Here is a 26,440-nt window from a genome sequence, read left to right on the forward strand (position 1 = left end):
TCCGGCGCGGGGCGCCGACCCCGCCGGACCGTCGGCGAGGCCGGCGAAGCGCTCGGCCCGGCGGGCGAAGCGCTCGCGGTCGCGGTCGAAGACCTCCGTGGCCACCGCGGCGAGCACCCGGGCGGGTGCGACCAGGTCGGTGCGGGAGGCGGTGGCGACCGCCTCCGACCACTCCGCCGGCACCGCCGCCGCGCCGCCGAGCGCCCCGGCGATCGCCGCCGCCATGGTGGCGGTCGAGTCGGCGTCCCGGCCGTAGTTGACCGCGCCGAGCACCGCGTCGCGGAAGTCGCCGCCGGCCACCACCAGCATGCCGATCGCCACCGGCAGTTCCTCGATGGCGTGCAGCCGGCTCGGCCGCCGGGCGCCCAGCCCGGGGCTGCGGTACTCCTCCCCCACCGTGTCGAAGGGGGCGACCGCACCGCGCAGCGGGCCGATGGCGGCCCGCCAGTCGTGGTGGCCCCGGGCCTCCTTGACCACCGCGTCGATGGCCGCCCGGGTGCCGTCGCGGGCCAGGTCCAGCGCGGCGGCGACCACGTCGTCGACGCCCGCGCCGGGGGTCGCGGCGGCGGCGACCGCGGCGGCGAAGACCGCCGCGGCCTCCCGCCCGTAGCTGTGCTGGTGCGCTCCGGCGATCTCCACCGCCTCGGCGTACGCCCCGGCCGGGTCGCCCGCGTTGACGATGCCGACCGGGGCCATGTACATGGCGGCGCCGCAGTTGACGATGTTGCCCACCCCGCCCTCGCGGGGGTCGGCGTGCGCGTGGTGCAGGCGGGTGACCAACCACCGCTCGGCGGCGGCGAGCCGGTGGAAGGTCACCCCCTCGCGCTCCAGGTCCGGGATGTACACCACCCGCTCGATCAGGTCGGGGACGAGCAGTTCCACCACGTCGTAGGCGTCCAGGTGGTCGCGCTTGGCCGCGTACGCCCGCACCAGCGCGTGGGTCATCAACGTGTCGTCGGTGATGTGCCCGTCGCCCTTGTGGTACGGCGCGAGTGGCCGCGCGGTCGCCCAGTCGGCGTGGTACGGGGGCACGATGCCCTCCACCCAGCCGCCGAAGCGGGCGCGGATCTGCTCCGGAAGTGCCGTCTCGGTCGCCCCGCCGAGGGCGTCACCCACGGCGGCGCCGACGAGACATCCGACCGACTTGTCGAGAAGGAGAGACATGGTTACCTCAGAACCTGCTTGCCACCGTCGACCAGCTGCGTGCCGAGCTGATCCAGGGTGATCTTGTTGGCGAAGTACTGCTGGAGGGCCGGGGTGGCGTACTTGGTCTTCCACTCCGGGTAGCCGTCGGCCTTCTGGAACGGCGCGACGGTCAGGTCGGCGGCGCTGTCGGCGGCCACGTCCCAGCCCTGCTTGCCGCCGGTCAGCTTGACCAGCTCCGCGTTGGCCTGCTTGCCGGTCGGGATCAGCCAGTCGCCCTTGGCGAGGGTGGCCATGTTGGTCGGGTTGAGGAAGAACTCCAGGAACTGCGCGGCCTGCTTCTTGTGCGCGGAGTCCTCACTGACCGACAGCGTCTGCGGGTTCGCCGCGTGGGTCGCGGACAGCCCCTTCAGCGGCGGCAGGGTGACCCACTCGAAGCCGGCCGGCGCCTGCTCCACCATCTGCTGACGCAGCGACACCGAGCCGGGCAGCATCGCGTACTTGCCGCCGAAGAAACCGGGCAGGGTGTCCGCGCCGCTCATCCCGAGCGCCTCCGGCGAGGCCGACTTCGCGGTGTAGATCATGTCGTGGATGCGCTTCGGGACCTCCTTCTCGGCGTCGCCCACCTTGACCTCGGTGCGGCCGCCGTCGGCGTGGAAGAACTTCCCGTCGAAGTTGAGCGCCAGGTTCAGCACGCGGTTGGTGGGCGACTTCAGGGCCCAGGCCGCGCCGTACTGACCCGGCTTGGTGAGCTTCTGCGCGTTGGCCTGGAACTCGTCCCAGGTCCAGCCGCCGTCGGCCGGCGGCACCGCGATGCCGGCGGCGTCGAGCAGCTTCTTGTTGGCGATGACGACCTGCGACTCCAGCAGGAACGGCACGCCGGTGATCTTGCCGTCGTAGGTGACGGTGTCCCAGATGCCCTGGTCGATCTGGCCCTTGAGGTCGTCGGAGACGAGCTTGGACAGGTCGGCCAGGTAGCCCTGCTTGCTGAACTCGCCGATCGCGGACGCCTCGTAGTGCACGATGTCGGCCGCGTCGCCGCCCTCGAAGGAGGTGAGCAGCTGGTCGTGGACGGAGTTCCAGTCGCCCTGGACGTACTCGACCTGGATGTCGGGGTGCTCGGCGTTCCACCTGGCGACCAGGTCCTTGTTGGCCTGGAGCGACTCCTTCTGCCAGGCCAGGCTGAGGAAGCGCAGCTTGACCGGGCCGGACGTGGACTCGTCGTCGCCGCCGTCGCCGCACGCGCTGAGCGCGCCGAGGCCGACGACCGCGACCGCGGCGGCCGCGGCGAGTCGACGGAATCTGGTACGGAGCATGGGGGTTACCTCCTGGGTGGTGGGGTGGGGGACGTGTCAGCCCTTGACCGCGCCGGCGAGCGACCCGGACGAGAGCCGGCGTTGCATGAACGCGAAGAAGATCAGGCTGGGCAGGGTGGCCAGCAGCGAACCGGCCGCGAGGGGGCCCAGGCGGGCGGTGCCCTCGATGCCCACGAACCGGGCGAGCGCCACCGGCAGGGTGGCCAGCTCCGGGGTCTTGATCAGCACGAGGGCGAAGAAGAACTCGTTCCAGGCCGAGATGAACGAGAACAGCGCGGTGGCGACCAGGCCGGGGGCGAGCAGCGGGAAGACCACCCGCCGCAGGATCTGCACGCGGCTGGCGCCGTCGACGGAGGCGGCCTCCTCCAGTTCCCTGGGGATGTTGCGGACGAAGCCCTGCAGCATCCACAGCGCGAACGGCAGCGCCCAGACCACGTAGATGAGCACCAGCCCGGCGTGCGTGTTGGCCAGCCCGACCTGCCGCAGCACCAGGAAGATCGGGATGATCAGCAGCACGAACGGGAAGAGCTGCGACAGCAGCACCCAGCCCAGGGCCGCGGTGCCGAGCTTCGAGCGGAACCGGGCCAGGGCGTACGACGCGGGCAGCGCGACCAGCACGGTGAGCAGCGCCGAGGCGAGCGAGACCTGGAGGCTGTTCAGCGCGGCCCGGCCCAACTCCTGCTCGGTGAACGCCTGGACGAAGTTCTGCACCGTCGGGTTGGCGGGGATCAGGGTCGGGTGCAGCTGGACCAGCTCGCGGGGCGGCTTGAAGGCCGTCGAGACCAGCCAGACCAGCGGGAACCCGAGGAAGACCAGGTAGCCGGCCAGGGCGACGTACTGCAGCGCCCGCCCGGTGCGGCTCGGCTTTCCGAACATCACTGCCCTCCGATCAGGACTGCGGGGCTCGCAAGCTCACTCCTCGCACTGATCACGACTAGTTCGCCTCCCTCAACCGGCGACGGAGATACACGGCGAGCAGCGCCACGATGATCACGACCATCACGTTGCCGAGCGCGGCGGCGTAGCCGTAGTTGCCGTAGCGGAACGCCTCCTCGTAGGCGAAGAGCATCGGCAGCATGGTCTTGCCGCCCGGCCCGCCGGCGGTCAGCACGTAGACCAGGCCGAACGAGTTGAAGTTCCAGATGAAGTCCAGCGAGGTGATGGCCACGATCACCGGGGCCAGCGCGGGCAGCGTGACGTGCCGGAACCTGTGCCAGGTGCTGGCGCCGTCCACCGCGGCGGCCTCGTGCAGCTCGCGGCCGACCCCCTGCAGGCCGGCGAGGAGCACGACGGTGGTCTGCGGCATGCCCGCCCACACCCCGACGATGATCACCGCCGGCAGGGCGGTGCCGAAGTCGCCGAGCCAGTTGGCCCGCAGGCCGTCGGCGCCGACGCGGTGGAAGAACTCGTTCAGCAGGCCCGCGTCCGGGTGGTAGACCAGCTTCCACAGGATGCCGACCACCACCGGTGGCATCGCCCACGGCACCACGGCCAGCACCCGTGCCACGCCCCGGAAGCGCAACCGCTGGTTCAGCAGCAGCGCGAGCCCGAGGGCCAGCAGGAACTGCAGGACGGTCACCCCGAACGCCCAGAGCAGGCCGACCTGGAAGGAGTTCCAGAACAGCTCGTCGCCGAGCAGCTCGCGGTAGTTCGCCAACCCGGTGAAGCTGACCTCCACGTTGCGCCCGGCCCGGGCGTCGGTGAACCCGAGGTACATGCCGCGTACCAGGGGAAAGACCGACAGCACCAGGATCGGCAGCAGCGACGGCAGCAGCAGCAGGTAGATCATGGTCCGGTCGGAGCGGGACCGGCTGTGCCGACGGGCCGCTCCGGCCCGGTCGACGTCCGGCCGCTCGGCCACAGTCGTCAAGACGGCACCTCTTCGGTGGACGGACGGGGGTTGGTCACGGCAGGCCGGCTGGAGGCGCGGACGACGAGGCTGGGCGACACCTGCTCGCGGCGGGGCGGCAGGGCGGGGTCGGCGATCCGCTGGAGCAGCAGTTCGGCCGCCCGGCGACCGCGCTCGGCCGAGCCGAGCGAGACGCTGGACAGTTGGGGGAACATCATCTGGGCCAGCTCGGTGTCGTCCATGCCGATCACCGCCACGTCCTCGGGCACCCGGTGCCCGGCGGCCAGCAGCGCGTGCAGCGCGCCGACCGCGATCAGGTCGTTGGCGCAGACCAGGGCGTCCGGGCGGGCCCGGGCGAGCAGCCGTTCGGTCGCCGCGCGGCCGGCCGCGTACTGGAAGTCGCCGACCTCGACCAGGCGCTCGTCGAGGGGAACGGCGTGCGCGGCGAGGGCGGCGCGGAAGCCGGCGTCGCGGGCGGCGCCGGGGACGGTGTCCAGCGGGCCGTTGACGAAGCCGATCCGGCGCCGCCCGCTGGCCACCAGGTGCTCCACGGCCAGCGCGACGCCCCGCCGGGAGTCGGTACGCACGTTGTCGACGGGCGCGTCGGCGCCGAGCTGGCCGATCACCACCACCGGCACCGGACTCTGCACGAGCGCGGCGAGGTGGTCGTCGGTGACTCGGATCGGCGACAGGATCATGCCGTCGACGTAGCGGTTGGCCAGCCGGCGCAGCAGCGCGGTCTCGTTGGCGATCTGCCCGCCGGTGGCGTGGACCAGCAGCTGCCGCCCGGACGCGGCCACCACCGCCTCGATGGCCCGCATCATCGACACGTAGACCGGGTTGCCGATGTCCTCGACCGCGAGCGCGACCAGTCCGGTGCGCTGGGACTGCAACGACCGGGCGATGGCGTTGGGCACGTACCCGACCTCCGCCGCCGCGGCGCGGACCTTGCGGATGGTCTCCTCGCTGCCGCCGACACCGTTGAGCACCCGGGAGGCGGAGGCGATGGAGACACCGGCGCGGGCCGCGACGGTGTGGACGGTGGGCCGGCTGTCGGCCGACTCCGGTAAACGTTTACGACCCACGCCCTGGCACCTCCACCTGTTTCCTGTAAACGTTTCCGGGAGTCTGCGCCGCGGGCGGCGAGGAGGTCAAGGGCCCGTTACGAAAACGTTTCCAACCGGAGCGACGCGCTGGTCAGCGCGTCATCGCCGGACTACCCGGGGTGTCCACGGAGCGGGACGACGCTGCGTGCGGGCCCACGCGGGGGCCGGCGCGTCCGTCAGGACCGGCGTTCGCGCTCCTGGCTCAGCCGCTCGTCGAGCCGGCCCAGCTCGTAGATGGCGTTCAGGTTCGTCGGCAACCGGGTCACGTTGTCGACCAGGGGTTCCCCCGCGGGGTCGGGCGTGGGCGCGGACGCGCCGGCCGGGCCCATCTGCGCGACGGCGGGCCGACGCCGGCGCAGGACGAGCAGCACCGGCACCGCCACGGCGGTCGCCGCCAGGCCGTAGAGAAGCCACCGCTCCGCCGGATCCCCGTCGCCGTCCGGCGGGGCAGCGACCGTGGACGCATCGCCCGAGGTCCCGGTCCGCCCGTTCGGGGCGGGCACCGCAGCCCTGCGCTCGCCCGGCCCCTCGGCCGTCCGGCCCGGGTCGGCGACGCGGGTGGACGTGCTTGTGGACGTGGACGGGCCCGGCGCGACCGGCGCCGCCGACGGGCGGGGCGACGCCGGGGCGGTCGGGCCGGACGGGACCGGCGTCGGGGAGGCGCCCGGGGTGGCCCCACCCCCTCCGGTGAGCAGGTCGTCCACGACCTGCCCGATACCGCCGAGGAGGTCGCCGACCGGCCCGCCCGAGGCCGACGGCGTGGGCGCGGGAGCGAGCGCCAGGGTCAGGGCGAGTGCGGCCACGGCGGACATGGTTCACCTCGGAAGGGGTCGATGTGTCACGCACGGTACCGCACTGCGGGTGGTCGCCGCGTGACACCCCGGCGCGGCGGCCCGGCCGACGACGGACGGGGGGACGCCGCGCGCGCGGCGTCCCCCCGGGTCGTGGTCGTCAGACCGGCAGACCGCCGACCTGGGTGTTGATCCAGGACCGGATGGACGGCAGGTCGACGTAGATGGACGGGCCGGTGGCGCAGGTGGAGTTGTTGTTGCCGGACCGGCTGGTGGCGCCGATCAGGCTCCACACCCCGTTGATCCGGCGCACCTGCGGGCCACCCGAGTCGCCGTAGCAGGCGCCCGAGTTGCCGTTGGTGTTGTTGGTGCAGATCTCGTACGGGCCGTTGATGCCGATGCAGCGGCTGTCCGACACGATCGAGGTGTCCAGTTCGTACGCCACGGTCGGGGCGCCCCCGCAGCCGGGGGTCGGGCAGGTCTGACCCCAGCCGATGATCCGGGTGGCGGTGCCGACCGCGCCCGAGGTGCTCGGGATCGGCGCCGGGGCGTAGCCGACCGAGCTGGACAGTTGCAGCAGCTTCACGTCGACGCTCGGGTGGTTGACCGCGCGGATCACGGAGACGACGGTGCCACCGCTGTTGCGGTAGATGCTGCCCACCCGCACCGAGGACGGCGTCGAGCAGTGCCGGGCGGTGACCGCCCAGTTGGCCTTGATCAGCGTGCCGGTGCAGCCGGAGACGTACACCATCCACGGGTAGTTCTCGGTGGCCGGCCGGCCGCCGACGATGTACGGCTCGATGTCGTCGCCGTCGTTCCACGAGTACGTGCCGGTGGGCACCGCGGACGCGGCCAGGCCGCCGGCGAACAGCGAGTTCACCCGGGACGCCTCGGTGGCGCTCGGGTACGCGTTGCGGCAGGAGACCGGGGCGCTGCTGCCGGACATCAGGTCGGAACACAGCCCGGTGCGCCGGTCCGGCAGGCCGAGGATGTGGCCCAGCTCGTGGCTGGCGATGCGGGTGCGGTCGTACCCCTGGTTGACGGCGGTCCAGCCCATCCAGATCCGGCCGGAGCCGAGCCCGGTGACCTGCGCCCGCGGCCAGCCGCTGTCGACGTAGATGGTGACGTTGCCCGGCGTGCGGGCCACCAGTTGGACGTTGCTGACCTGGCTGTTCCAGATGGCTGCGGCCTGGTCGAAGTTGGTGCGGAACTCGCCGGCCCGGCTCGCGTCGTAGTAGACGGTTCGGGCGGCGGCGGACGCGCTGGCGTCGGTGGCGACCTGCATTCCGGTTGCGGCCAGGACCGCCGCCAGCACGGCGCCCGCCGTGCGCAGCAGTTGTCGTCGGAACATACACGCACTCCCTGCGGTTGTCCGGCGGCGTGCCACCGCCGGTCATCGATGTACGTGAATGTTAAGACGGGGACCGCCGATATGCGGCATAACGGAACCGTCATACCGGCGCCCCGCGAGTTCACCGCCAGGCCAGGTCGAGGGGCGCCCCGTCCGCCACCCCCGGCCGCCCGGGGACGACGGCGAGCGACACACGGGTGAGCGCCGACGGCGGCGGGCGGTCGCGCCGGTCAGGGCAGCGGGTCGGGAAGCATCGCCAGGGTGGCCGGCAGTTGCGAGTGCAGCGGCGCGGGCAGGGCGTCGCGGGTGAACCAGCCGATCCGGTCGAACTTGTGCGGCTCGCCGATGGCCACCTCCGCCGGATCCACCCGGACCGCGAAGAGCACCGCCACCCAGTGCGAGGGCGGGTCGTCGCGCAGCACGTTGCGCACGCCGAGCAGGGAGACCGACCGTGGCGTGGCCGCGTACTCCTCGGTGACCTCGCGGACGACCGCCGCCTCGAAGCTCTCGCCGAACTCCAGCGCCCCGGCGCCGGTGTCCCAGGCCCCCGGCTCGTCCCGGGCGCCGGCCGCGCGCCGGGCCAGCAGCAGCCGGCCCGCGCCGTCGTGGCAGACGAAGACGCAGGAGACCTTCGGCGTACGGCCGGTCATGGGTGGTCCCTTCCGAGGGGTCGGGGTGCGGCGGCGATCAGCACCTCGGCGGCGGTGGTCGGCGCGTACCGCACGCAACGGCGGGCGCGGTGGGCGCCCACCAGCCCCGCGTCGCGCAGCGCCGCCGAGGTGCGCCGACACCGTACCCGGGCCCAGCCCGCACCGGTCGGCCGGTTCCGTGGTCGAGGTCGGCGTCGCCCCGACCACGCAGCAGCGCCGCGGACACGAGCTGTTACGCGGGCGTTACCGCGCGGCGAAGCTGCTGCCGTGAGGGCGTTCCACCGTGGATCCGACGACCCCGGCGACGAGGCCGGGCACCGACCGGGAAACGGAAGAACGGGAGAGGACGATGCGGATCAGGAATGGACTGACGGCCCTGGTCGTGGTGCTCGCCGCGCTGGTGGCCGGCGCCGGCACCGGCACGGCGGCGACCACGACGGCGGCGGCGACCGGATCGCCGTACTGCGGGATCACCTGGGGCAGCGCGGAGAAGTCGGCCGGCACGCCGAGCAGCGCCCCGCTGGTCGACGTGCGCACCGGGCGGCACGACTGCTTCGACCGGGTGGTGTTCGAGTTCGCCGGCCCGGTCACCGGCTACACGGTCGGCTACGGCGAGACGTGGACCGAGGGCGAGGGCCTGCCGCTGTCGCCGTACACCGCCGGCGACGAGCTGCTGCGGGTCTCGCTGCGGGCCCCGGCGTACGACGACGCGCACGTCGGCACCGTGCCCTACCGGGTCGGCGAGCACGCCGCGAACGTGCTGCGCCACCAGACGCTGCGGGACGTGGTCTTCGGCGGCAGCTTCGAGGGCTACACCACCTTCGCGGTCGGCGTGCGGGCCCGCCTGCCGTTCCGGGTGTTCGTGCTGACCGGCCCGGGCACGCACAGCCGGATCGTGCTCGACGTGGCGCACCAGTGGCAGCAGTGACCGCCGCGGAACCGGGGGTCCGGCGCCGGCCGGGCCCCCGACACCGTCCGTTCCGCCAGGTCGGCGCGGGCCGTCGCGGGGCTACCCTCGGCTGGTGGAGGGCCGCGTGCTGGTCGTCGAGGACGATGCCTCCATCCGGGAGGTCACCGCACTCGGGCTGCGCCGCGCCGGTTTCCGGGTCGACACCGCGGTCGACGGGCGGGAGGCGCTGGCGGCGTGGCGTGCCCGGCCGCCCGACCTGATCGTGCTCGACGTCATGCTGCCCGGCCTGGACGGCATCGAGGTCTGCCGGGAGATCCGGCGTACCAGCGGCGTACCCATCCTGATGCTGACCGCGCGCACCGACACCGTGGACGTCGTCGTCGGCCTCGAGTGCGGTGCCGACGACTACCTGCGCAAGCCGTTCGACCTGCCCGAGCTGGTGGCCCGGGTCCGGTCGGCGCTGCGCCGGGCGGGCGCCCCCGTCGTCGCCGCCGTCATCGAGGTCGCCGGGTTGGAGATCGACCCGGGCAGCTTCGTCGTCCGCAAGGACGGCCGGGAGGTGGCGCTGACCGCCACCGAGTTCCGTCTGCTGCGCGAACTCGCCCGCCGCCCCGGCCAGGTCCTCACCCGGGAGGTGCTGCTGGAGCGGGTGTGGCAGCACGGCTACCTCGGCGACTCCCGGCTGGTCGACGTGGCGGTGCAGCGGCTGCGCGCCAAGATCGAGGACGATCCCGCCCACCCCCGGCTCGTGCGGACGGTACGCGGGGCCGGCTACAAGCTGTCGCCGGGCTGAGGGAGGTGCGCGATGGCCGGACGCGCCGTACCGCCCGGACGCCTGCGCCGCCGGCTGACCATCGCGTTCGTGCTCGTCGCCGGCGTCTCCGCCGGGCTGCTGGCCGGCGGCTCCTGGCTGCTGCTGCGGCAGGCCCGGTTCGACGCCTCGCTGCACCAGGCCGCCGCCGACGCCCGCTACCGGCTCGTCCTGGCCGGGCAGTTCCTGCCGCTGACCGAGGACCGTCGCGGCGAACTGCTGACCAGCTTCGAGGGCAGCGGCCGGCACGTGGTGCTGGTCGACGACGGGCAGCACCCCTCCCACCCGGCGTACGCGCCGCCGCTGGGGGCGCGGCTGCGGGCCGCCGTCGCCCAGGGGCAGCTCGGGTACGAGCGGTCGTCGCCGCAGGACCGGCCCCGGCTGCTCGTCGTCGGTGGCCGCATCCCCGGCTCGACGGCCGAGCTGTACGTCGTCACCGTCGAGGACGACATCGCCGCCGACTTGGACCAGCTGCGCACGGCCCTGCTGGCCGGCTGGGTGCTGGTGGCGCTGCTCGCCGCCGCGGTGGGGCACACCCTCGCCCGGCGCACGCTGGAGCCGGTCGGCCGGGCCAGCCGGGCCGCGCGGGCCCTCACCGAGGGGCTGCTCGACACCCGCCTGCCGGTACGCGGGCGCGACGAGTTCAGCGACTGGGCCGCCTCGTTCAACGAGATGGCCGAGGCGCTGGCGGCGAAGATCGAGGCGCTCTCCGCCGCCCAGGCGCGGGAGCGGCGGTTCACCGCCGACGTGGCACACGAGCTGCGTACCCCCGTGACCGCCCTGGTGGCGGCGGCGTCGCTGCTGCGCGACCACCTGGACCAGCTGCCGGGCGACGCGCGGCGCGCGGCGGAGCTGCTGGTCGCCGACGTGGTCCGGCTGCGCCTCCTGGTGGAGGACCTGATGGAGATCTCCCGGCTGGACGCCGGGCGGGAACGGCTCGCCGTCGCCGCCGTCGACCCGGTCGCCCTGCTGCGGGCGATCGTCGCGGCCCGAGGCTGGTCCGACCGGGTGCGGATCGACGGCGCGCCGGTGCCGCTGCGCACCGACCCGCGCCGGCTGGAGCGGGTACTGGCGAACCTTGTCGCCAACGCGGTCGAGCACGGCGGCGGCGAGATCCGGGCCGCGGTCGCCGGCGACGGGTCGCGGGTCGTCTTCGAGGTCAGCGACCAGGGCCCGGGCATCCCGGCGGAGCACCTGCCGCGCCTGTTCGACCGCTTCCACAAGGTCGACCCGGCCCGCTCCGGCCGGGGCAGCGGGCTGGGCCTGGCCATCGCCCGGGAGAACGCCCACCTGCTCGGCGGGCGGCTGAGCGTGCGCAGCGAGCCGTGGGTGTCCACCCGGTTCCGGCTGGACCTGCCCGCCGAGCCGGCGTCGGACGGTGCGCGGTGAGCCGGCGCGCCGCGGCCGTCGCCCTGCTCGCCGCCGCGCTGCTGCCCGCCGGCTGCGCCGCGCCCCGGTCCGGCTCGCTCGGCCCCGCGCCCACCGCGCCGCCGCCGGTCGCCACCCCGTCCGCGTCGGCGCCGCCGCCCAGCTCGACCGCGGCGCCGCCGACGGCCGGCCCGGTCCGCTCCCCCACGCCCGCCGCGACCGCCGCCGCCCCGACGCGGGCGCAGACCGTCACCGTCGAGCTGTGGTACGTCCGGGACGGGCGGCTCGCGCCGACCCGGCGCACCCGGCCGGCCACGGTGGCGACGTCCCGGCTGGCGCTGACCGAACTGGCCGCCGGGCCCACCCCGGCGGAGGCCGCCACCGGGCTGACCACCCTGCTGCCCGCCGGCGGCGAGGTCACCCGCATCGCCGACGGCGTGGCGACGGTCGCACCCGCCCCGGCGGGCGGCGACGCGCCGACCCGGCGGCTGCGCGAGGCGCAGGTGGTCTACACGCTCACCCAGTTCCCCACCGTCGAGCGGGTCCGCCTCGCCGCCGGTCCCCCGGTCGGCCGGGCCGACTACGCGGACCTGCTGCCACCCGTCGTGGTCACCGGCCCGACCATCGGCGCACGGGTCGGCAGCCCGGTCACCGTCACCGGCAGCGCCGACGTGTTCGAGGCCACCGTCACGGTCCGGGTGCTCGACGCGGCGGGCCGGACGGTGGCGACCACCTTCACCACGGCCACCTGCGGCACGGGCTGCCGGGGCGACTTCCGGGTCACCGTCGCCTACCGGGTGCAGCGGGAGCAGCCCGGCACGATCGAGGCGTACGAGGTCTCGGCGGCGGACGGGACGCGCCGGCACGTGGTCGCGGTGCCCGTCACCCTCACGCCCGTCCGATCCTGAGCACCGGGCCGGCGCGTCGACGCGGGTGGCCCCCGCCGGTCACGTCCTCCCCGGCGCCGGCCACGTCACCGGGTCCCGGCGTCGGCGCCCCGGGCCGTGGCCGTCGCGCCGCCGGCCGCCGTCACGCCGTCGCGGCGCTCACCCGCTTTGCCAGCGGATCTCGCCGCCCACGACGGTGGTCATGACCCGGGTGCGCAGCACCGCGTCCGGCGACTCCAGCCAGGGGTCGGTGTCCACCGCGATGAAGTCGGCCAGCATGCCGGGCGCGAGGACGCCCTTACGGTCCTCCTCGCCCGCGGCGTGGGCCGCGCCGAGGGTGTGGGCGGCGAGCGCCTCGGCCATGGTGAGCCGCTGCTCGGGCTGCCAGCCGCCCACGGGCGTCCCGTCGGGACGGGTACGGGTCACCGCCGCGTACAGGGCGGCGAAGGGGTTGGGGTGCTCGATCGGGGCGTCCGAGCCGAAGGCCAGGCCGACGCCGGCGTCGAGCATCCCGCGCCAGGCGTAGGAGGCCAGGTCGTGCCCGGCCAGCAGGGTGTCGACGAGGTCGATGTCGCTGGTGCAGTGCACGGGCTGCATCGAGGCGGCGATGCCCAGCCGGGCCATCCGGGCCAGGTCGCCGGGCCGCAGGTGCTGGGCGTGCTCGATGCGGTGCCGCAACCCCGGCGTACGCCCGACGGCCTCGTAGGCGTCGATGACGAGGTGGTTGGCCTGGTCGCCGATGGCGTGCGTCGCCACGGCGATGCCGTTCTCCGCCGCCCTGGCGAAGAGCTTGACCAGGTCCTCGTACGGCGTGACGGCGATGCCGACGTTGGGGTGCTGGCCGGCGAAGGGCTCGCTCATGTGGCAGGTGTGCGAGCCCAGCGCCCCGTCGCTGAAGATCTTCACGGGCCCGGTGCGGAACCAGTCGTCGCCCTGCCCGGTGCGGCGGCCCTCGGCGATCGCCTCCTCCAGGTGGACCGACGGAATGGCCTTGTGTACGCGCAGCTTCAGCTCGCCGGCCTCCCGCAACTCCAGGTAGGCCGCCCGACAGTCCTCGCCGTCGATGTCGTGCACGCTGGTCAGACCGAGGGCGAGCAGCTCGTCCTGCACGACGCGGAGCTGCTCGCGCAGGTCGCGGGAGACCATGAGGTCCTCCAGCGGGCGACAGGCCGTCTCGCGCAGGATGCCGGTGGGTTCCCCGCGCTCGTCCCTGACGATCTCACCGCCCACCGGGTCGGGGGTGTCGGCGTCGATGCCGGCCAGGCGCAGGGCCGCCGAGTTGGCCCACACTGTGTGGCCGTCCGCGTTCGGCAGCACGACCGGCAGCTCCGGACAGACCGAGTCCAGGGCGTACCTGTCCGGCTGCCTCGGCGGATCCCAGGTGTTGCTGTTCCACCTGCCGCCGAACAGCCAGGCGCCCGGTCGCAGCCGCGCCGCGTGCGCGGCAACCATGGCCAGCGCGTCGTCCAGGGAACGCACGTCGCGCAGGTCCACCGCGTCCAGACTGTGGGCGTACTGCGCGGTGTGGATGTGGGCGTCGTAGAGACCGGGGAGCACGGCGGCGCCCGCCAGGTCGACCAGCTCCGCGCCGGGTCCCGCGGCGGCGCGCACCTCCGCCTCCGTGCCGACGGCCAGCAGTCGCTCGCCGGCCACGGCCATGGCCCGGGCCGACGGGTTGCCGGCGTCCCCGGTGCGGATGGCGGCGTTGCGGTACACGCGGATGCTCATGTCACCTTCAGGGGCTCGAGTGATGGGTGACCACCCACTGTAGGAGTGGCGGAGAGAAGTCGGAAGTCACCGCCCCGGTCGCCCGTAGTCGCCCCCTACGGCGGTGGGCGCGACCTGCGGCCGCGCCCACCGATGAGTCCGGCGACGGGTCAGCGACGCGGGAGGAAGACGAACCGCCGCTCACCGTTGGTCGCGGCGGGCAGCGAGAATCCTCCGATTCCCGGCAGCGACAGGAACGGGATCTCGGTGTCCTGGGGAAGCTCCTCGATCTTCCCGGTGCCCACCGCGACGGTGACAGGGACCGTCGCGTCTCCCCCTCGCCGGTGGCCGTACGCGGTGCCGTCGTCGTCGACGGACACCAGGTGGACGCTCTCCTGATCCCCGACCTCCCAGAGGCAGTGACCCTTGCCCGTCCCGAGGTCGAAGGCGAGGGTTCCGCCGACGGCGTAGCGGCCGTTCGGCGACAGAACGGGATCGTAGGAAAGTCCCCCCGACCCGCCCTGTGGGTCGCACACCACGGACGCCTTGAGCTTTCCGGACTTCAGGTCGTGCACGGCTGCCACCGAGATGCCGCCCTGCTTCCTCAGGCCCTTTTCGGCGTTCCAGAGGGAGAAGACATGGTCGCCGACGACAGCGAACACCCGGCCGTTCTCGTACTTGCTGACGAACTGCAGGTCGGCGCCCGGCGGAAGGGCGTCGCTGGCCTGCCAGACGCCGGGGACGCCGAAGCCGGCCGGGCTGAGCGTGACGACCGGGCCGTCCGGGGAGAGCCCTGCCACCCGACCGCTGATGCAGCCCACTTCCTCGCAGTAGGGCAGCCGCACGCTCTCGTCGTACATCTGGATGCGGTCCTTCGACAGGTCGATCGCCGCGGCGTGCGAGATGCCCTTGTCCTCCCAGCTGACCAGCAGCCCGTTCCCGCCGTCGACGACCTTCGCCGGGCCGTAGGCATCCATCGGCACGGTGCGGGTGTGGGCGGCCACGACCTCCGTTCCGGACGAGTCGGCCGGGTAGGCGACGAGGGAGACCGTGTCCTCGTCCGTGAACCGAGGGGTGTAGGCCCAGACGACCACGTACTCACGGCCCTCCTCGTTCACGACGAGGAGTTGGGGGAGGTACGACGGATCGGGCTTCACGTTCTCGGGAAGGGTCGGCGGCTGCCACTGCTGGCTGCTCCAGCGGGGTGCGCCGGTGGCGGCGTCGCGAGCATCGACGACGTAGCCCTCACCCTTCTTCTGAAGGAAGGCGACCACGCCCGCCTTCGCCGCGGCTCCCACCGTCAGGTTCTCCGCGTCCTCCGGCAGCCAGCCGACGGTCTCCTGCCAGCCCTTGGCGGTGTCGAACCCCTCCGGCGCGTTCACCACGGGCTGCGGAGACGCCCCGACGCCCGGCGACGAGCCGCCCGGATCTGCGCTGCGCGCCGCGCCGTCGTCACCGTCGCCACAGGCCGCCAGCATCGCGGCCGCCACCATGATGGTGACGGCCCTTCCCATACCCCTCATGCACACCTCCGCAGAGCGGGGAGGCGTTCCTGGTACCGCGCCTCCCGCAAGATCATCCAAATCGCCGGGAGGGGAGCCTGTCAAAACGGACGGGCTCCGGCACGCGCACGGTGGCCGCGATCGGCGACCGGTACGAGCAGCTGGAATCCGGCCCCGTCACCGCGGACACCGTCCTTCATGGCCATATTCACATCCGGGCCGTCGACGCGGTCGCCACGCGCGTCAGGCGCATCGGCGGCAGCACGGGCCGGGACAGCGCCACGGCCGTCACAGGCCGGTGCACGGGTCGTCGCCCACCACGCAGCCCTCGGGCGCCTTGGTCGCCGGGTCGCTGTCGCGGACCTCGAACGTGAACGTCCGCGACTGTCCGGCCTTCACGGGCGGCCCGGTGAAGGTGACCGACTGCCCGTCCTGCCGCCAGTCGACGCCGCTGGCGTCGGAGACCCTGCCGCCCTCGGCCAGCGTCACGACCACCGTCCAGTCCTTCGCGGCCGCGCCGCCCGAGTTGTCGACCACCACCTCACCGGTGTAGCCGAAGAGCCGAGTCGACACCGTCTCGTAGCGGGCGGTCACGGCGGCCCCCGACGGCGCGGCCGAGGTGGGCGTACGCGAGGGCCTCGCCGTGGGGGTGCGGCTCGGGCGGGTGGCGTCCGGGGTGGCGGTCCGGGTGGGACGGGCGGAGGGGGTCGACCGGGGCGAGCCGCTCGGGGCGGTCGTGGCGGTGGGCCCCGGCGCGGGCGCCGGTCCGGCGGCACGGTCCGGCTCGCCCGGCAGCACCGCCCACACCGCCACCCCGGCGGCCAACGCGGCGCCGGCCAGCCCGGCGACCAGCAGCGGCCGGCTGCGGCGGCCGGCCGACGCCGGCTCGTCGTCGAACGCCTCCGTGACCGGCATCTCGGCCGTCATCCCGGCCTCGCCACGGCGCAGGTCCACCTGCTGGAAGGCCAGCCAGTCGAGGATCGCGGGCAGCCGATTGGTCAGGGCCTGCCGGTAGCACTCCGCGCGGCGCTCGCGCTGCTCGTCGGCCCAGACACCGTGCTCCAGCACCTCGCGGACCGACAGCCGACAGCCCTCGGCGGTGGCGGTGACGGCACAGGTCAGCCGGCTGCGCCGGCCGCCCTCGAGGCACCGCAGCGCGATCAGCTCCGGCTCCTGCCGTTCGGTGACCTCCGCGTCGACGGCGGCGCCGAAGCCGGGCAGCCCCGCCGTGTGCAGCAGCAGCCGGTTGCGCGTCCCCGCCATCATCTCGACCTCGGCGAACCACCGGACGAGCAACTCACGATCCGTCAATGCGCGCCACACCCGCTCGGCGGGGTGGAACAGGTCGACCTGCGTGCCGATCTCGCTCACGGCGAGACTCTACGATTCCGGTCGCGGGACCGCCGGGCGGGGCGGCACCGGCGGGCAGATCCGACGTCCATCCCGGACGCCCACATCCGCCGATGCGCGGACCGCGCCGGCGCGGCCCCGGCCTCGCTGCGAGCGGAGGACTCGAACCTCCATCGCCCGTTCCAGAGACGGGTGTGCTGCCGATTGCACCAGCTCGCAAGGGGTTCCGTCCCGCGCCGCGGATCCGGACCGGGCCCGACCAGGATTCGAAACCGGGCCCTCCGGTTCGTGGACCGGCGCTCTCTCCGCTGAGCCACCGGGGCGGACGACCGGCGCCCACCCCTCCTGGGCGCCGGTCGGCGGTCAACCCTTCACGCAGACGACCTGCTTGAGGTGCGCCACCACCTCGACCAGGTCCTCCTGCTGCGCCATCACCTGCGTGATGTCCTTGTACGCGCCGGGGATCTCGTCGACCACCCCGGCGTCCTTGCGGCACTCCACGCCGGCGGTCTGCGCGGCGAGGTCGGCGGTGCTGTACGTCCGCTTCGCCTGCGCCCGCGACATCCGCCGCCCGGCCCCGTGCGACGCGGAGCAGTACGCGTCCGGGTTCCCCTTGCCCCGCACGATGTACGACCCCGTGCCCATCGACCCGGGAATGATGCCCAGGTCCCCCCGACCGGCCCGGATCGCCCCCTTGCGGGTCACCAGCACGTCGACGCCGTCGTAACTCTCCTCCGCCACGTAGTTGTGGTGGCACGAGATCGGCTCGTCGTAGCGCACCTGCGGGAGGTGCTCCCGCACCACGCCGCAGAGCAGGGCGAGCATGACCGCCCGGTTGCGCCGCGCGTACTCCTGCGCCCACCACAGATCCCGGCGGTAGGCGTCCATCTCCGGCGTACCGGCGAGGAACACCGCCAGGTCCCGGTCGGGCAGGTCGGTGTTGTGCGGCAGCCGCCGGGCGACGGCGATGTGCCGCTCCGCCAGCTCCTTGCCGATGTTGCGGGAGCCGGAGTGCAGCATCAGCCACACCCGGCCCTCGTCGGCGCCGCCCTGCTCCAGGCACACCTCGATGAAGTGGTTGCCGCCGCCGAGCGTGCCCAGCTGCCGCTGGGCCCGCGTCTCCAGCTGCGCCACCCGCCGGTCGAGGCCGGCGAACCGGCGCCAGAAGTCGTCCCAGCCCGCCTGCTCCAGGCCCCGGATCCGGCGCGGGTCGACCGGCTTCTCCCGCTGGGCGAACCCGACCGGGATGGTGGCCTCGATCGCCGACCGCAGCCCGGCCAGGTCGTCCGGGAGGTCGGCGGCGGTCAGCGAGGTGCGGACCGCGGACATGCCGCAGCCGATGTCGACGCCGACGGCGGCCGGCGAGACGGCCTGCCGCATCGCGATGACGGAGCCGACCGTGGCGCCCTTGCCGAAGTGCACGTCGGGCATGACCGCGACGCCCTCCACCCACGGGAGCGCGCCGATGTTGCGCAGCTGCTGGGCGGCCTGCGGCTCGATGCCGTACGGGTCGGTCCAGACCCGTACCGGCGCGCGGGTGCCCGCGAGCGGGGTGAAACTCATGGTCGTCTCCTCGTGTCGTCGGCTGGTCGGCACCCGTCTCGGCGCGACCGGAAGGATCGACGACCGCCCGGGAATCGAACCCGGTGGGAGGGGTGTGCGCGACCCCTCCGCGCCCAGCGCGCGGCCGGCCCGTCGGGCGCGGGGCCCGGCGGGTGGAGCGGTTGGCCGGATTCGAACCGGCGATCTTCCCTGTGGCAGGGTGACGCGCTGACCTGGCTGCGCCACAACCGCGTGCCTGCGACACCGCTCGGGCGTCGCCGCGTAGGCCGTACGGGGTTCGAACCCGTGACCTCCCGGCTGAGAACCGGGCGAGCTTCCAGTTGCTCCAACGGCCCGTGCCAGGGCAGGGTCGGCGCCCTGCCCTGCCGTCCGGGACCGGGGAATCGAACCCCGTGTCTCTCGCGCCCAAGGCGAGCGGGTCAGCCAGCTCCCTCGTCCCGGTGACGGTGTCGTCGCCCCGGTCGGCCCGTGGTGGGCGGCCGGGGTGTTGCTCCCACTGTGGAGTTGGGAAGGGTCGACGGCGCCGGAACGGGGCGGAGGGACGCCGGTCCGGGTGGACGAAAAAGCCGCCCGGTCCCCGGTGGGGTGGGCGGCTGCGCGTACGCGCTGGCGCTAGTCACGCCGTCACCCCGGTTGCCGGCCCTGCTCGGGACGGCACTGACCTAGGGCACGCTCCCCTGTGGGCAGCGAGGCACCGCAGTGCGGCGTCGGCCACACGGCGTCGGTGCGGGTGCACTGCGACACGGTGTACTCCCCAGGGTCGTTCGGTTGACCTTGCGCCGATGACGGTAGGCGCGCCGGGCGGTGGCCGCAATGGATATTCGCCTACGGCCGCCTGGGCGCGCACAGGCCGATGGGTCGCGTCACAGGATCCCGGACCGCTTGATACTTCCCTATCAATCCCTGTTACCGCTAGGTTAGGGAGTGATGAGCAAGGAAATGCACTCAGCGAGCGAATGTCAGATCGATCCGCCCTTCTGAGTCCGTTGCGATGACCGCGCGGTATCGGGCTAATCCGAGGCGGCGGCTGCGGACGGCTACTTGACACCGTGTAAAGAGGCGGTGACGCGGGCGGTGGCGGTGGCGTGAAGGGTAGCTACCGCCTCGACGCCCTCGCGTAGCGCCGCGCACAGCGCCGTAGCGTCGAACGGGTCGTCGATCGGGCGCGCGACCGCGAGGACGCCTTCCCACCAAGACGTGGCTACCGACCACACCGCGTGATCCCCGGACAGCATGGCGTCGCCCAGCACGTCGCCGACGACCTCGTCGAGGTCGGTGTCGTCCACGTCCGGGTGCTCGTCGACGCACCGCTGCCACAGCCGGCCGGCCTCGGCGTCGATACGCAACTGCCAGCCCTCGCCCGAGGCGGTGACGTCGAACCATGTCGGCAGGTCGTGGTCGGCGTCATCACCCGCCGCCAGGCAGGGAATGCGCAGGGAACTGATCGGGTGGACGCGGTACCCGAGGACATTCGCCGCCTGGCGCAACTGCGCCCCAGGGCCGCCCTCCCAACGGACCCCCACTGGCAGCACTCCGCACAATCGTCCACCGATCGTCGCCCAGCGCGCGCTCGGAACGAGCACCCGCAGCGCAGCCGCAATGTCGTCGAAGGTGCCCGCTACCCGCGGCAGCTCGCCCGCGTCCCACTCGATGTGGGGTGGTTCGAGCAGGCAGGTGAGCAACACCTGCTCGGCGGCGACCTCATACGATGGGGCATCGTCGACGTAGGCCAGCACGTCGGCGATCGCCGACACCAGGTCCCCAGCGGTCCAGGCGACCGGATGCCAGGCAATCGAGCCGCAGCCGCAGCGAGTGGCCGGCGCGGCCGGAGACAGGTCGGCGTCGCAGCAGGGGCAGGTCAGCCCGGCGGCGGCAGTCTGCCGGGCATAGTCGTCGCGGATCGCTGCCAGATCTGCGGCGATCCGCCGAGGCGACCCGGCGAGGAACCCGGCCCAGCCGAAGTTGGTGTAGATCTTCACTGTCCACACCCGGCCCCGGCGGCCGCGTTCGAAGGCGGCGTCGGCGAGCTCCCAGCCGTCGGGACCGAGCTCGGCGGTGAGTGCGTCGACGACCGGCTGCCAGGTCGGCACGTCCGCGGCGGGCGGCAGTGGCGGGGCGGGGCGGTCGGCTGCGGCGGCGGCGAGCGCCGCGGCACGCCAGCGCGAGCGCGCCTCGGCCGCGGTCGACTCGCCGACGGTGTGGCCGGTGAAATATCCGGCGACGTTCGGGGTGACGGTCACGACGTAACCGGCAGGTACGACCAACGAGGCCGGCGGACTGGGGAGGCGGTGCCGGGCGCACACCAGCGCGTCGAAGCCGCGGACCAGCACCGCACGCACAGACCGCGTGTAGCCGCACTCGGCGCAGGTGACGCTGACCTTCTCCCGGCTGTCCGCCACGATTCGTCCTCCCTCGCGCGTCCGCGTCCACGCTACCGCCGGGGTAAGACGGCGCAGTTCGCCGCGATCTGCGACCCGCATGCGCCGCGCCTAGGCCGCGCTGCGGGTCGCGGCCGGACATCGCTTCCGTTTCCCAACGAAACGGGGAAAGGGGGCTCGACCTCAGTGTGCGGTCGGTTCCCACTCTGGAAGCTGAGGCGGGTCGAGCAGAACCGCGACGTTGTCTGCCGCGGGGCTGAGCCGCCCGTCCCGTCCGTCGCCGCCGAGCAGCAGTTCGGCCACGGCGGCGCCGAACCGGACGGTGATCCGAGTGCACCAGGAACCCCTGATGTAGTCGTCCCACGGCAGGTAGTGCAGCTGGACGTCAGTGACTTTCTTCTCCGACCAGGCGGCTCCATGCGCTGCGTTGGCTGACATTCCAAACCGCAACATCCGCGTCGATAGAGCTGCTCCCCTGGGTCATTCGGTTGACCTGTGGATGGCGGTAGGCGCGCCGGACGGTGGCCGCAATGGATATTCGGCTTCGGGCGCTCGAGCGCACGAGCCGCGCGTCACAGGGACCGGAACCACTCCCGGGCTTCCCTATCGCTCCCTATCTGCACTAGGCTAGGGAGTGATGAGTGAGGAAATGTACTCCGTCGAGCAGGTGGCCGAGCGGCTCGGCCTGCACGTGCGCACCGTGCGCGGCTACATCCGCGCCGGCCGACTGAGGGCGGTGCGGATCGGCAAGCAGTACCGGATCGCCCGCGCCGACCTCGACGCCCTGACCGGGCGGCCGGAGCCGTCCCGTCCCGCCGCGGGCCCGGTGGTGGAGGTGTCGAGCATCGTGCAGATCGACGGCGTCGACCGGGCCGCGGCCGACCGACTCGGCACGCTCGTCCTGGCCGGGGCGAACACCGGCCACGACCCCGGCCACCCGCTGCGCGTCCAGACCGTCCACGACGAGGAGCGACACCGCATGAAGATCGTGATACTCGGCGGCGCCGCCGCCACCGCCGAGGTGCTGCGCCTGCTCGACGCGGTGCTCGACGGCGACAACGGCCTGCTCACCCGGGAGGTCGGGAATGCCTGACGTGGTGCGGGAGCGGGCCGGCGTGCCGGTGCTGGTGTGCGGCCCCGACGGCCCGTCGGTGGCCACGGAGCAGGACGCGCTGGACCTGATCGGCGCGGCCTTCCTCGGCGCCGAGGTGGTGGCCGTGCCCGCACACCGGCTGGACCCGTCCTTCTTCTCCCTCGGCAGCCGCTTCGCCGGCGAGGTCATGCAGAAGTTCGTCAACTACCGGCTGCGTCTGGTCGTCGTCGGCGACATCTCCCGACACCTCGCGGCCAGCGCCGCCCTGCGCGCGCTCGTCGACGAGTCGAACCAGGCCGGCCACGTGTGGTTCGTCCCCGACCTCGACGCGCTCGACGACCGGCTGCGGGCCGCGACCCGGCGGACCGGCCCGGCAGCCGGCTGAGCCGCGGCACCGCCCCGGTGGGCGCCGGCCGAGGATGGGCTACGGTCGACGACCGTGGCCCTGATGCGTGCTGACTTCTACTCCGAGGTGCTCGGTCTCAGCACCTCGATGACGGTGCTCCTGCCGCAGCGAACCTCCTCGCAGATCGGCATGGCCGGCAGCGCCCCGGACGGGGACCCGCCCGTGCTCTACCTGCTGCACGGCCTGTCCGACGACGACACGATCTGGCTGCGCCGCACGTCCATCGAGCGGTACGTCGCGCCGCTCGGCCTGGCGGTGGTGATGCCCCAGGTCGGGCGCAGCTTCTACAGCGACGAGGAGCACGGCAACCGGTACTGGACCTTCCTCAGCGAGGAACTGCCGGGGTTGTGCCACCAGTTCTTCCGGCTCTCGGCGCGCCGGGAGGACACCTTCGTCGCCGGGCTCTCGATGGGCGGCTACGGGGCGGTGAAGTGGGCGCTGCGCGACCCGGGCCGGTTCGCGGCGGCGGCGAGCCTGTCCGGCGCGCTCGACGTGGCCGGCCGCCGGCACCATCCGGCCCACCCGATCGACGCCCAGGTCTGGCACACCGTCTTCGGCGAGCGCGCCGTCACGGGCAGCGACGACGACGCCGTCGCCCTGCTCGACAAGGCGGGCAGCGACCTGCCCGCGCTCTACGTCGCCTGCGGCACGGAGGACTTCCTGTACGAGGACAACCTGACCTTCGTCGCGGCGGCCCGCGAGCGGGGCGTCCCGCTCACCGTGGACTTCTCCCCCGGCGCGCACGACTGGGCGTACTGGGACGCGAAGATCCAGGACGTGCTGGCCTGGCTGCCGCTGCGCGCCGACGGCTGACCGCCGCGCCCGGGCTCCCCGCTGCCGTCGCTGGTCCCCGGGCGCCGGGGGTGCCGTCGGTGCCGGTCAGGCGCCGACGGTGCCGTCGATGCCCTCGCGCAGGAAGTCGGCGTGGCCGTTGTGCCGCGCGTACTCGTGGATCAGGTGCAGCATCACCAGCCGCAGCGACACGTCCTCGCCCCACCTGGCGTTGTGTCCGGTCACGTCGAGCGACTCCGCCTCCCGCTCGATCCGGCGGGAGTGCGCGACCTCCTGCTGCCAGGCGTCGAACGCCTCGGCCCGGGTGGCGCCGCTGGCGTCGTACGCCGCCTGGAAGTCGCCGGAGTCCGACCAGACCAGCGGGACGTCCTCGCCGTCGATGGTCCGCCGGAACCAGTTGCGCTCCACCTCCGCCATGTGCCGGACGAGGCCGAGCAGTGACAGCGTGGACGGGGGCATCGACTGCCGGCGCAGGTCCTCGTCGGACAGCCCGTCGCACTTCATGGCGAGGGTCGCCCGGTGGTAGTCGAGGAAGGCGCGGAGCATCTCGCGCTCGCCCCCGGTGAGCGGTGGGCCGATGCGTTCGGTGGTCACTGCCGGCTCCCCTCGCCCGACGACGCGCCGCCGTCGGAGTGTCCTGCGGGCCCCGCGCGGCGCCCTCCCGAGGTGATCATGCCGGACGGGTCCGCCCCGCGCCGCGCCGCGTCCCGCCGAGTACGTCGCCGAGGCGGGCCCGGGCCCCGCCGCGCCGATCGCCCGCCGCGCTGGTGGGCCGCTCCGCCGGCTATCCGCTCGGCACCGAGGTGCGGGCCACCGGCACGTCGAAGTACGTGTCCGGCCAGGGCTCGTCGCGGTAGCGGTAGTGCCACCACTCGCGGTCGTAGTTGACGAAGCCGCCGTCGGTCATCAGCTGCCGCAGCAGCCGCCGGTTGTCCCGCGCGGTGCCGGTGATCCCGGGCGAGTCGGTGTGCGCGAGCGGGTCGAAGCAGTCGAAGCCGGTGCCCATGTCGACGCTGTTGTCGCCGAACCGCTGCCCCCTGGGGGCGGTGCAGGAGACCAGCGGCTGGCCCGGGGCGTACGGGGCCTGGGTGGGGGTCGGCACGCCGACCAGGGTCAGGTCGACCGCGCTGCCCCGGCTGTGCGCCGTGGGTGCGCCGATGTACCCCTCGTCGAACAGCTTCGACTTCGCCACCCGGGGATAGAACTCGGCCCTCATCTGCTGCTCGCCGGGCTGTTTCGCCCAGGCGACGAAGTCGTCGGCGGCGCGCCGGGGGCGGTAGCAGTCGTACACCTTCAGGCTGTGGCCCCGGGCGAGCGCGTTGTCCTGCACCCGGCGCAACGCCTCGGCGGCCCGCCGGGTGAGCAGGCAGAGCGGTTCGGGGTAACCGGCGACCGGCCGGCCGACGAAGTTGTGCGCGGTGGCGTACCGGATGTCGGTGCGGATCCTGGGGTCGACGTCGGTCAGGACGACGAAGTCCGGTGGGCGCGGCGTCGCGGGCGCGGTCGGGGCCGCCGACACCGACGGCGACGGCGCTGGCGACGGACCGGGCCGGGTGCAGGCCGGCACCAGCGCCGCGACCACCACGACCACGGCGACGGCCCGGGCGGCGGCGCCCCGGGGCCGCCGGCCGGCCCGGCCCGCCCTGTCCACGCCTCCTGTCTATCAGGGTGCCGGCCCGTCGGACCCCGGGTCCGGCGACAGGTGTACGCGCGGGAACCGTCAGGCCCGCCCCCGCCCGGCCGAGGGACGGCCGGGCGGGGCGGTGGAGGGGTCAGTGGTGGTGGTGCCGGACGGCCCGGCGGATGTCGACCGGCAGTGCGGGCGCGCCGTCGACCGGCGCCGGGTCCTCGACCGTGGGGGCGATGCCGCCGGCGGCGATCCGGTCGAGCGTGGCCAGGCCGGCCGCGTCGATCGAGCCGAAGACGGTGTAGTTGGGGCGCAGCGCCGAGTCGGACTGGACCAGGAAGAACTGGCTGCCGTTGGTGTCCGGGCCGGCGTTGGCCATGGCGAGCGTGCCCCGGGCGTAGAGCCGGCGCACGCCGGTCGGGTCGGTCGGTGCCGGCGGCAGGTCGGTGGGCAGTTCGTCGAGGTACCGGTAGCCCGGGCCGCCCGAGCCGGTGCCGGACGGGTCACCGCACTGGAGCACCTTCAGCGTCGGGTACGCGGTGAGCCGGTGGCAGGAGGTGCGGTCGTAGAAGCGGTGCCGCACCAGGTGCAGGAAGCTCTGCACGGTGCACGGCGCGGCCTCCCGGTCGAGCGTCAGCCCGATGGGCCCCTGGTTGGTCCGCAGCGTCACCCGCACCGTGCCCCGGTCGGGCGTGCGCCTCGGGTCGGGCGGCAGCGGAACCGGCCGGGCGGCCGGCTCCTCCGGCGTCTCGGTGTAGGCGCACGGTCCGGGCGTGATCCGGGGACCGGCGGCGGAGCCGGGCGGGGACCCGGCGGGCGCGGCGACCGCGGCGGCGCCGCCACCGGTCACCAGCGCGCCCGCCACCAGGGCCACCCCGGCGAGGCGGGTCAGCGCGCGGGCCGGTCGGCGGGGCGCCGCGATCGACGGCGGGACGGGGTGCGGTCGGGATTCGCTCGGCACGTGGATCCTCCCTGGACGTGTGGCACCAGAACGACCGGAGTCTATGGACCTCGTCGTCGGTTGTCGATCCGCTCCGCACCCGCGGCGACCTGCGGCAGGTGGGTGGCCACGAACATCTGGTGCTGCGGCGACGCACGTCCTGCCCGCGGTCAGGGGGTCCGGCGCCGCCCCACCCGGCGCCGCCGGAGCAGCGCCACCGCCGCCAGCCCGAGCACGGCCACCGCGAGCGCGGCCGCGGGCCACCGTCCGAGCAGCCCGTCCTCCAGCGGGCCGCTGGCCGCGGCCGGACGAGGTTCGCCGGTGGCGGCGAGCGCGGGCGGCGTGGCGGCCGCCGAGGCGGCCAACTCCCCCGGCTCGACGAGCCGGCCGACGGCGGAGTCCCGGGGCAGCGAGAAGCCCCAGTCGAGCAGCGCGGCGCCCTGCTCCCAGCCCCGCGCGGGCCGCGGTTCGGCGCCGAGCAGCGTGACGACCAGCCGTCGGCCGCCCCGGTGGGCCGCCCCGACGTAGGTGTGCCGGGCCAGGTCGGTGAAGCCCGTCTTGCCGCCGAGCGCCCCGGGGTAGCGGTAGATGAGCTGGTTCTCGTTCTGGATCTCGAAGCCCTTGGTCCGCTGCGCCGGCTGGGCGGGAATGCGGTGGGTCTCGGTCAGCGCGTACCGGCGGAAGGTGGGGTCGGCGAAGCAGGCCCGGGCGATGAGCGCCAGGTCGTACGCGCTGGTGAACTGGCCCTTCCCGTCGAGGCCGGACGGGGTGACCGCGTGGGTCTGCAGGGCGCCGAGCCGGTGCGCCTCCTCGTTCATCGCCCGTACGCCGCCGGCCATCCCGTCCGGGCCGCCGCCGAGGCGGGCCAGCAGGTTGGCCGCCTCGTTGCCGGACTGCAGG

24 protein-coding genes, 5 tRNA genes and 1 pseudogene are annotated in these 26,440 nt (G+C 74.0%); 7 read left to right on the forward strand and 23 right to left on the reverse strand.

What is annotated here, in order from left to right; all coding sequences use genetic code 11:
• The 8 genes from AB0L34_RS20220 to AB0L34_RS20255 form a co-directional block, all read right to left on the reverse strand.
• On the reverse strand, positions 1–1,164 hold a 1,164-nt coding region (locus tag AB0L34_RS20220; RefSeq protein ID WP_363705863.1), incomplete at its 3' end, for an ADP-ribosylglycohydrolase family protein.
• A gap of 2 nt (positions 1,165–1,166) precedes the next feature.
• Entirely contained in the window at positions 1,167–2,459 is a 1,293-nt protein-coding gene (locus tag AB0L34_RS20225; RefSeq protein ID WP_363705864.1) for a sugar ABC transporter substrate-binding protein, read from the reverse strand.
• A gap of 36 nt (positions 2,460–2,495) precedes the next feature.
• Complete coding sequence (locus AB0L34_RS20230; RefSeq protein WP_357463140.1) at positions 2,496–3,335, reverse strand: carbohydrate ABC transporter permease; 840 nt, start codon at positions 3,333–3,335, stop codon at positions 2,496–2,498.
• Between the two features lie 58 nt (positions 3,336–3,393).
• On the reverse strand, positions 3,394–4,320 hold the full coding sequence (locus tag AB0L34_RS20235) for a sugar ABC transporter permease (protein ID WP_357463171.1): 927 nt from the start codon (positions 4,318–4,320) through the stop codon (positions 3,394–3,396).
• Between the two features lie 5 nt (positions 4,321–4,325).
• A complete protein-coding gene (locus AB0L34_RS20240; RefSeq protein WP_363705865.1) occupies positions 4,326–5,393 on the reverse strand; it encodes a LacI family DNA-binding transcriptional regulator in 1,068 nt (355 codons plus the stop codon).
• A 197-nt stretch (positions 5,394–5,590) separates the two neighbouring features.
• A complete protein-coding gene (locus AB0L34_RS20245) occupies positions 5,591–6,217 on the reverse strand; it encodes a hypothetical protein (RefSeq protein ID WP_363705866.1) in 627 nt (208 codons plus the stop codon).
• Positions 6,218–6,365: 148 nt separating this feature from the next.
• Positions 6,366–7,556: a snapalysin family zinc-dependent metalloprotease gene (locus AB0L34_RS20250; RefSeq protein WP_357463131.1), complete on the reverse strand. Its 1,191-nt coding sequence runs from the start codon at positions 7,554–7,556 to the stop codon at positions 6,366–6,368.
• Between the two features lie 230 nt (positions 7,557–7,786).
• Positions 7,787–8,206 carry an NUDIX domain-containing protein gene (locus AB0L34_RS20255; RefSeq protein ID WP_357463128.1) on the reverse strand — a complete coding sequence of 140 codons (420 nt, stop codon included), beginning with the start codon at positions 8,204–8,206 and terminating at the stop codon, positions 7,787–7,789.
• A 349-nt stretch (positions 8,207–8,555) separates the two neighbouring features.
• Between AB0L34_RS20255 and AB0L34_RS20260 the strand changes: the two genes are divergently transcribed.
• From AB0L34_RS20260 to AB0L34_RS20275, 4 genes are all read left to right on the forward strand, one after another.
• A complete protein-coding gene (locus AB0L34_RS20260; protein WP_363705867.1) occupies positions 8,556–9,134 on the forward strand; it encodes a hypothetical protein in 579 nt (192 codons plus the stop codon).
• Positions 9,135–9,228: 94 nt separating this feature from the next.
• Entirely contained in the window at positions 9,229–9,909 is a 681-nt protein-coding gene (locus AB0L34_RS20265; RefSeq protein ID WP_363705868.1) for a response regulator transcription factor, read from the forward strand.
• Positions 9,910–9,921: 12 nt separating this feature from the next.
• The gene (locus AB0L34_RS20270; protein WP_363705869.1) at positions 9,922–11,316 is read left to right on the forward strand and encodes a HAMP domain-containing sensor histidine kinase; all 1,395 of its coding nucleotides are present in this window, start codon (positions 9,922–9,924) and stop codon (positions 11,314–11,316) included.
• Positions 11,313–12,203, forward strand: a complete 891-nt coding sequence (locus tag AB0L34_RS20275) for a Gmad2 immunoglobulin-like domain-containing protein (protein ID WP_363705870.1) — start codon at positions 11,313–11,315, stop codon at positions 12,201–12,203. The genes AB0L34_RS20270 and AB0L34_RS20275 overlap by 4 nt, the downstream gene beginning before the upstream one ends.
• A gap of 138 nt (positions 12,204–12,341) precedes the next feature.
• Here the strand turns inward: AB0L34_RS20275 and AB0L34_RS20280 are convergent, their stop codons facing one another.
• The 11 genes from AB0L34_RS20280 to AB0L34_RS20330 all read right to left on the reverse strand — a co-directional run bounded on the left by AB0L34_RS20280 (position 12,342) and on the right by AB0L34_RS20330 (position 21,120).
• A complete protein-coding gene (locus AB0L34_RS20280) occupies positions 12,342–13,910 on the reverse strand; it encodes an amidohydrolase (RefSeq protein WP_363705871.1) in 1,569 nt (522 codons plus the stop codon).
• Positions 13,911–14,059: 149 nt separating this feature from the next.
• Positions 14,060–15,412: a hypothetical protein gene (locus AB0L34_RS20285; RefSeq protein WP_363705872.1), complete on the reverse strand. Its 1,353-nt coding sequence runs from the start codon at positions 15,410–15,412 to the stop codon at positions 14,060–14,062.
• A gap of 267 nt (positions 15,413–15,679) precedes the next feature.
• Positions 15,680–16,762, reverse strand: a complete 1,083-nt coding sequence (locus tag AB0L34_RS20290; protein WP_363705873.1) for an SRPBCC domain-containing protein — start codon at positions 16,760–16,762, stop codon at positions 15,680–15,682.
• Positions 16,763–16,888: 126 nt separating this feature from the next.
• Positions 16,889–16,960 (reverse strand) — tRNA-Gln (locus AB0L34_RS20295).
• A 32-nt stretch (positions 16,961–16,992) separates the two neighbouring features.
• Positions 16,993–17,062: transfer RNA gene (locus tag AB0L34_RS20300), tRNA-OTHER, on the reverse strand.
• A 42-nt stretch (positions 17,063–17,104) separates the two neighbouring features.
• Complete coding sequence (locus AB0L34_RS20305) at positions 17,105–18,304, reverse strand: RtcB family protein (protein ID WP_363705874.1); 1,200 nt, start codon at positions 18,302–18,304, stop codon at positions 17,105–17,107.
• Between the two features lie 153 nt (positions 18,305–18,457).
• A tRNA-Gly gene (locus AB0L34_RS20310) sits at positions 18,458–18,535 on the reverse strand.
• 31 nt (positions 18,536–18,566) lie between these two features.
• Positions 18,567–18,639 (reverse strand) — tRNA-Glu (locus AB0L34_RS20315).
• Between the two features lie 33 nt (positions 18,640–18,672).
• Positions 18,673–18,745 (reverse strand) — tRNA-Pro (locus AB0L34_RS20320).
• A 596-nt stretch (positions 18,746–19,341) separates the two neighbouring features.
• Positions 19,342–20,703, reverse strand: coding sequence for a hypothetical protein (locus tag AB0L34_RS20325; RefSeq protein ID WP_363705875.1), 1,362 nt, complete (start codon positions 20,701–20,703; stop codon positions 19,342–19,344).
• A gap of 162 nt (positions 20,704–20,865) precedes the next feature.
• On the reverse strand, positions 20,866–21,120 hold the full coding sequence (locus AB0L34_RS20330; protein WP_363705876.1) for a hypothetical protein: 255 nt from the start codon (positions 21,118–21,120) through the stop codon (positions 20,866–20,868).
• A gap of 199 nt (positions 21,121–21,319) precedes the next feature.
• On the opposite strand from AB0L34_RS20330, the gene AB0L34_RS20335 reads away from it, so the two are divergent.
• The 3 genes from AB0L34_RS20335 to AB0L34_RS20345 are packed head-to-tail and all read left to right on the forward strand — an operon-like array spanning position 21,320 to position 22,994.
• Positions 21,320–21,775: a helix-turn-helix domain-containing protein gene (locus AB0L34_RS20335; RefSeq protein WP_363705877.1), complete on the forward strand. Its 456-nt coding sequence runs from the start codon at positions 21,320–21,322 to the stop codon at positions 21,773–21,775.
• The gene (locus AB0L34_RS20340; protein ID WP_363705878.1) at positions 21,768–22,160 is read left to right on the forward strand and encodes a DUF4180 domain-containing protein; all 393 of its coding nucleotides are present in this window, start codon (positions 21,768–21,770) and stop codon (positions 22,158–22,160) included. The genes AB0L34_RS20335 and AB0L34_RS20340 overlap by 8 nt, the downstream gene beginning before the upstream one ends.
• A gap of 54 nt (positions 22,161–22,214) precedes the next feature.
• Positions 22,215–22,994 (forward strand): alpha/beta hydrolase family protein, encoded by a 780-nt coding sequence (locus tag AB0L34_RS20345; RefSeq protein ID WP_363705879.1) that lies wholly within the window; start codon positions 22,215–22,217, stop codon positions 22,992–22,994.
• Positions 22,995–23,060: 66 nt separating this feature from the next.
• On the opposite strand, the gene AB0L34_RS20350 is transcribed toward AB0L34_RS20345, so the two are convergent.
• From AB0L34_RS20350 to AB0L34_RS20365, 4 genes and pseudogenes are all read right to left on the reverse strand, one after another.
• Positions 23,061–23,567 carry a DinB family protein gene (locus AB0L34_RS20350; RefSeq protein WP_363705880.1) on the reverse strand — a complete coding sequence of 169 codons (507 nt, stop codon included), beginning with the start codon at positions 23,565–23,567 and terminating at the stop codon, positions 23,061–23,063.
• 190 nt (positions 23,568–23,757) lie between these two features.
• Positions 23,758–24,624 carry a M15 family metallopeptidase gene (locus AB0L34_RS20355; RefSeq protein ID WP_363705881.1) on the reverse strand — a complete coding sequence of 289 codons (867 nt, stop codon included), beginning with the start codon at positions 24,622–24,624 and terminating at the stop codon, positions 23,758–23,760.
• Between the two features lie 121 nt (positions 24,625–24,745).
• On the reverse strand, positions 24,746–25,522 hold the full coding sequence (locus tag AB0L34_RS20360; RefSeq protein WP_363705882.1) for a peptidylprolyl isomerase: 777 nt from the start codon (positions 25,520–25,522) through the stop codon (positions 24,746–24,748).
• 188 nt (positions 25,523–25,710) lie between these two features.
• Positions 25,711–26,440: pseudogene (locus AB0L34_RS20365) on the reverse strand (D-alanyl-D-alanine carboxypeptidase); the annotation flags it as partial.

Origin of the sequence: Micromonospora sp. NPDC052213 (assembly GCF_040679695.1) — a bacterium.
Taxonomy (GTDB): domain Bacteria; phylum Actinomycetota; class Actinomycetes; order Mycobacteriales; family Micromonosporaceae; genus Micromonospora.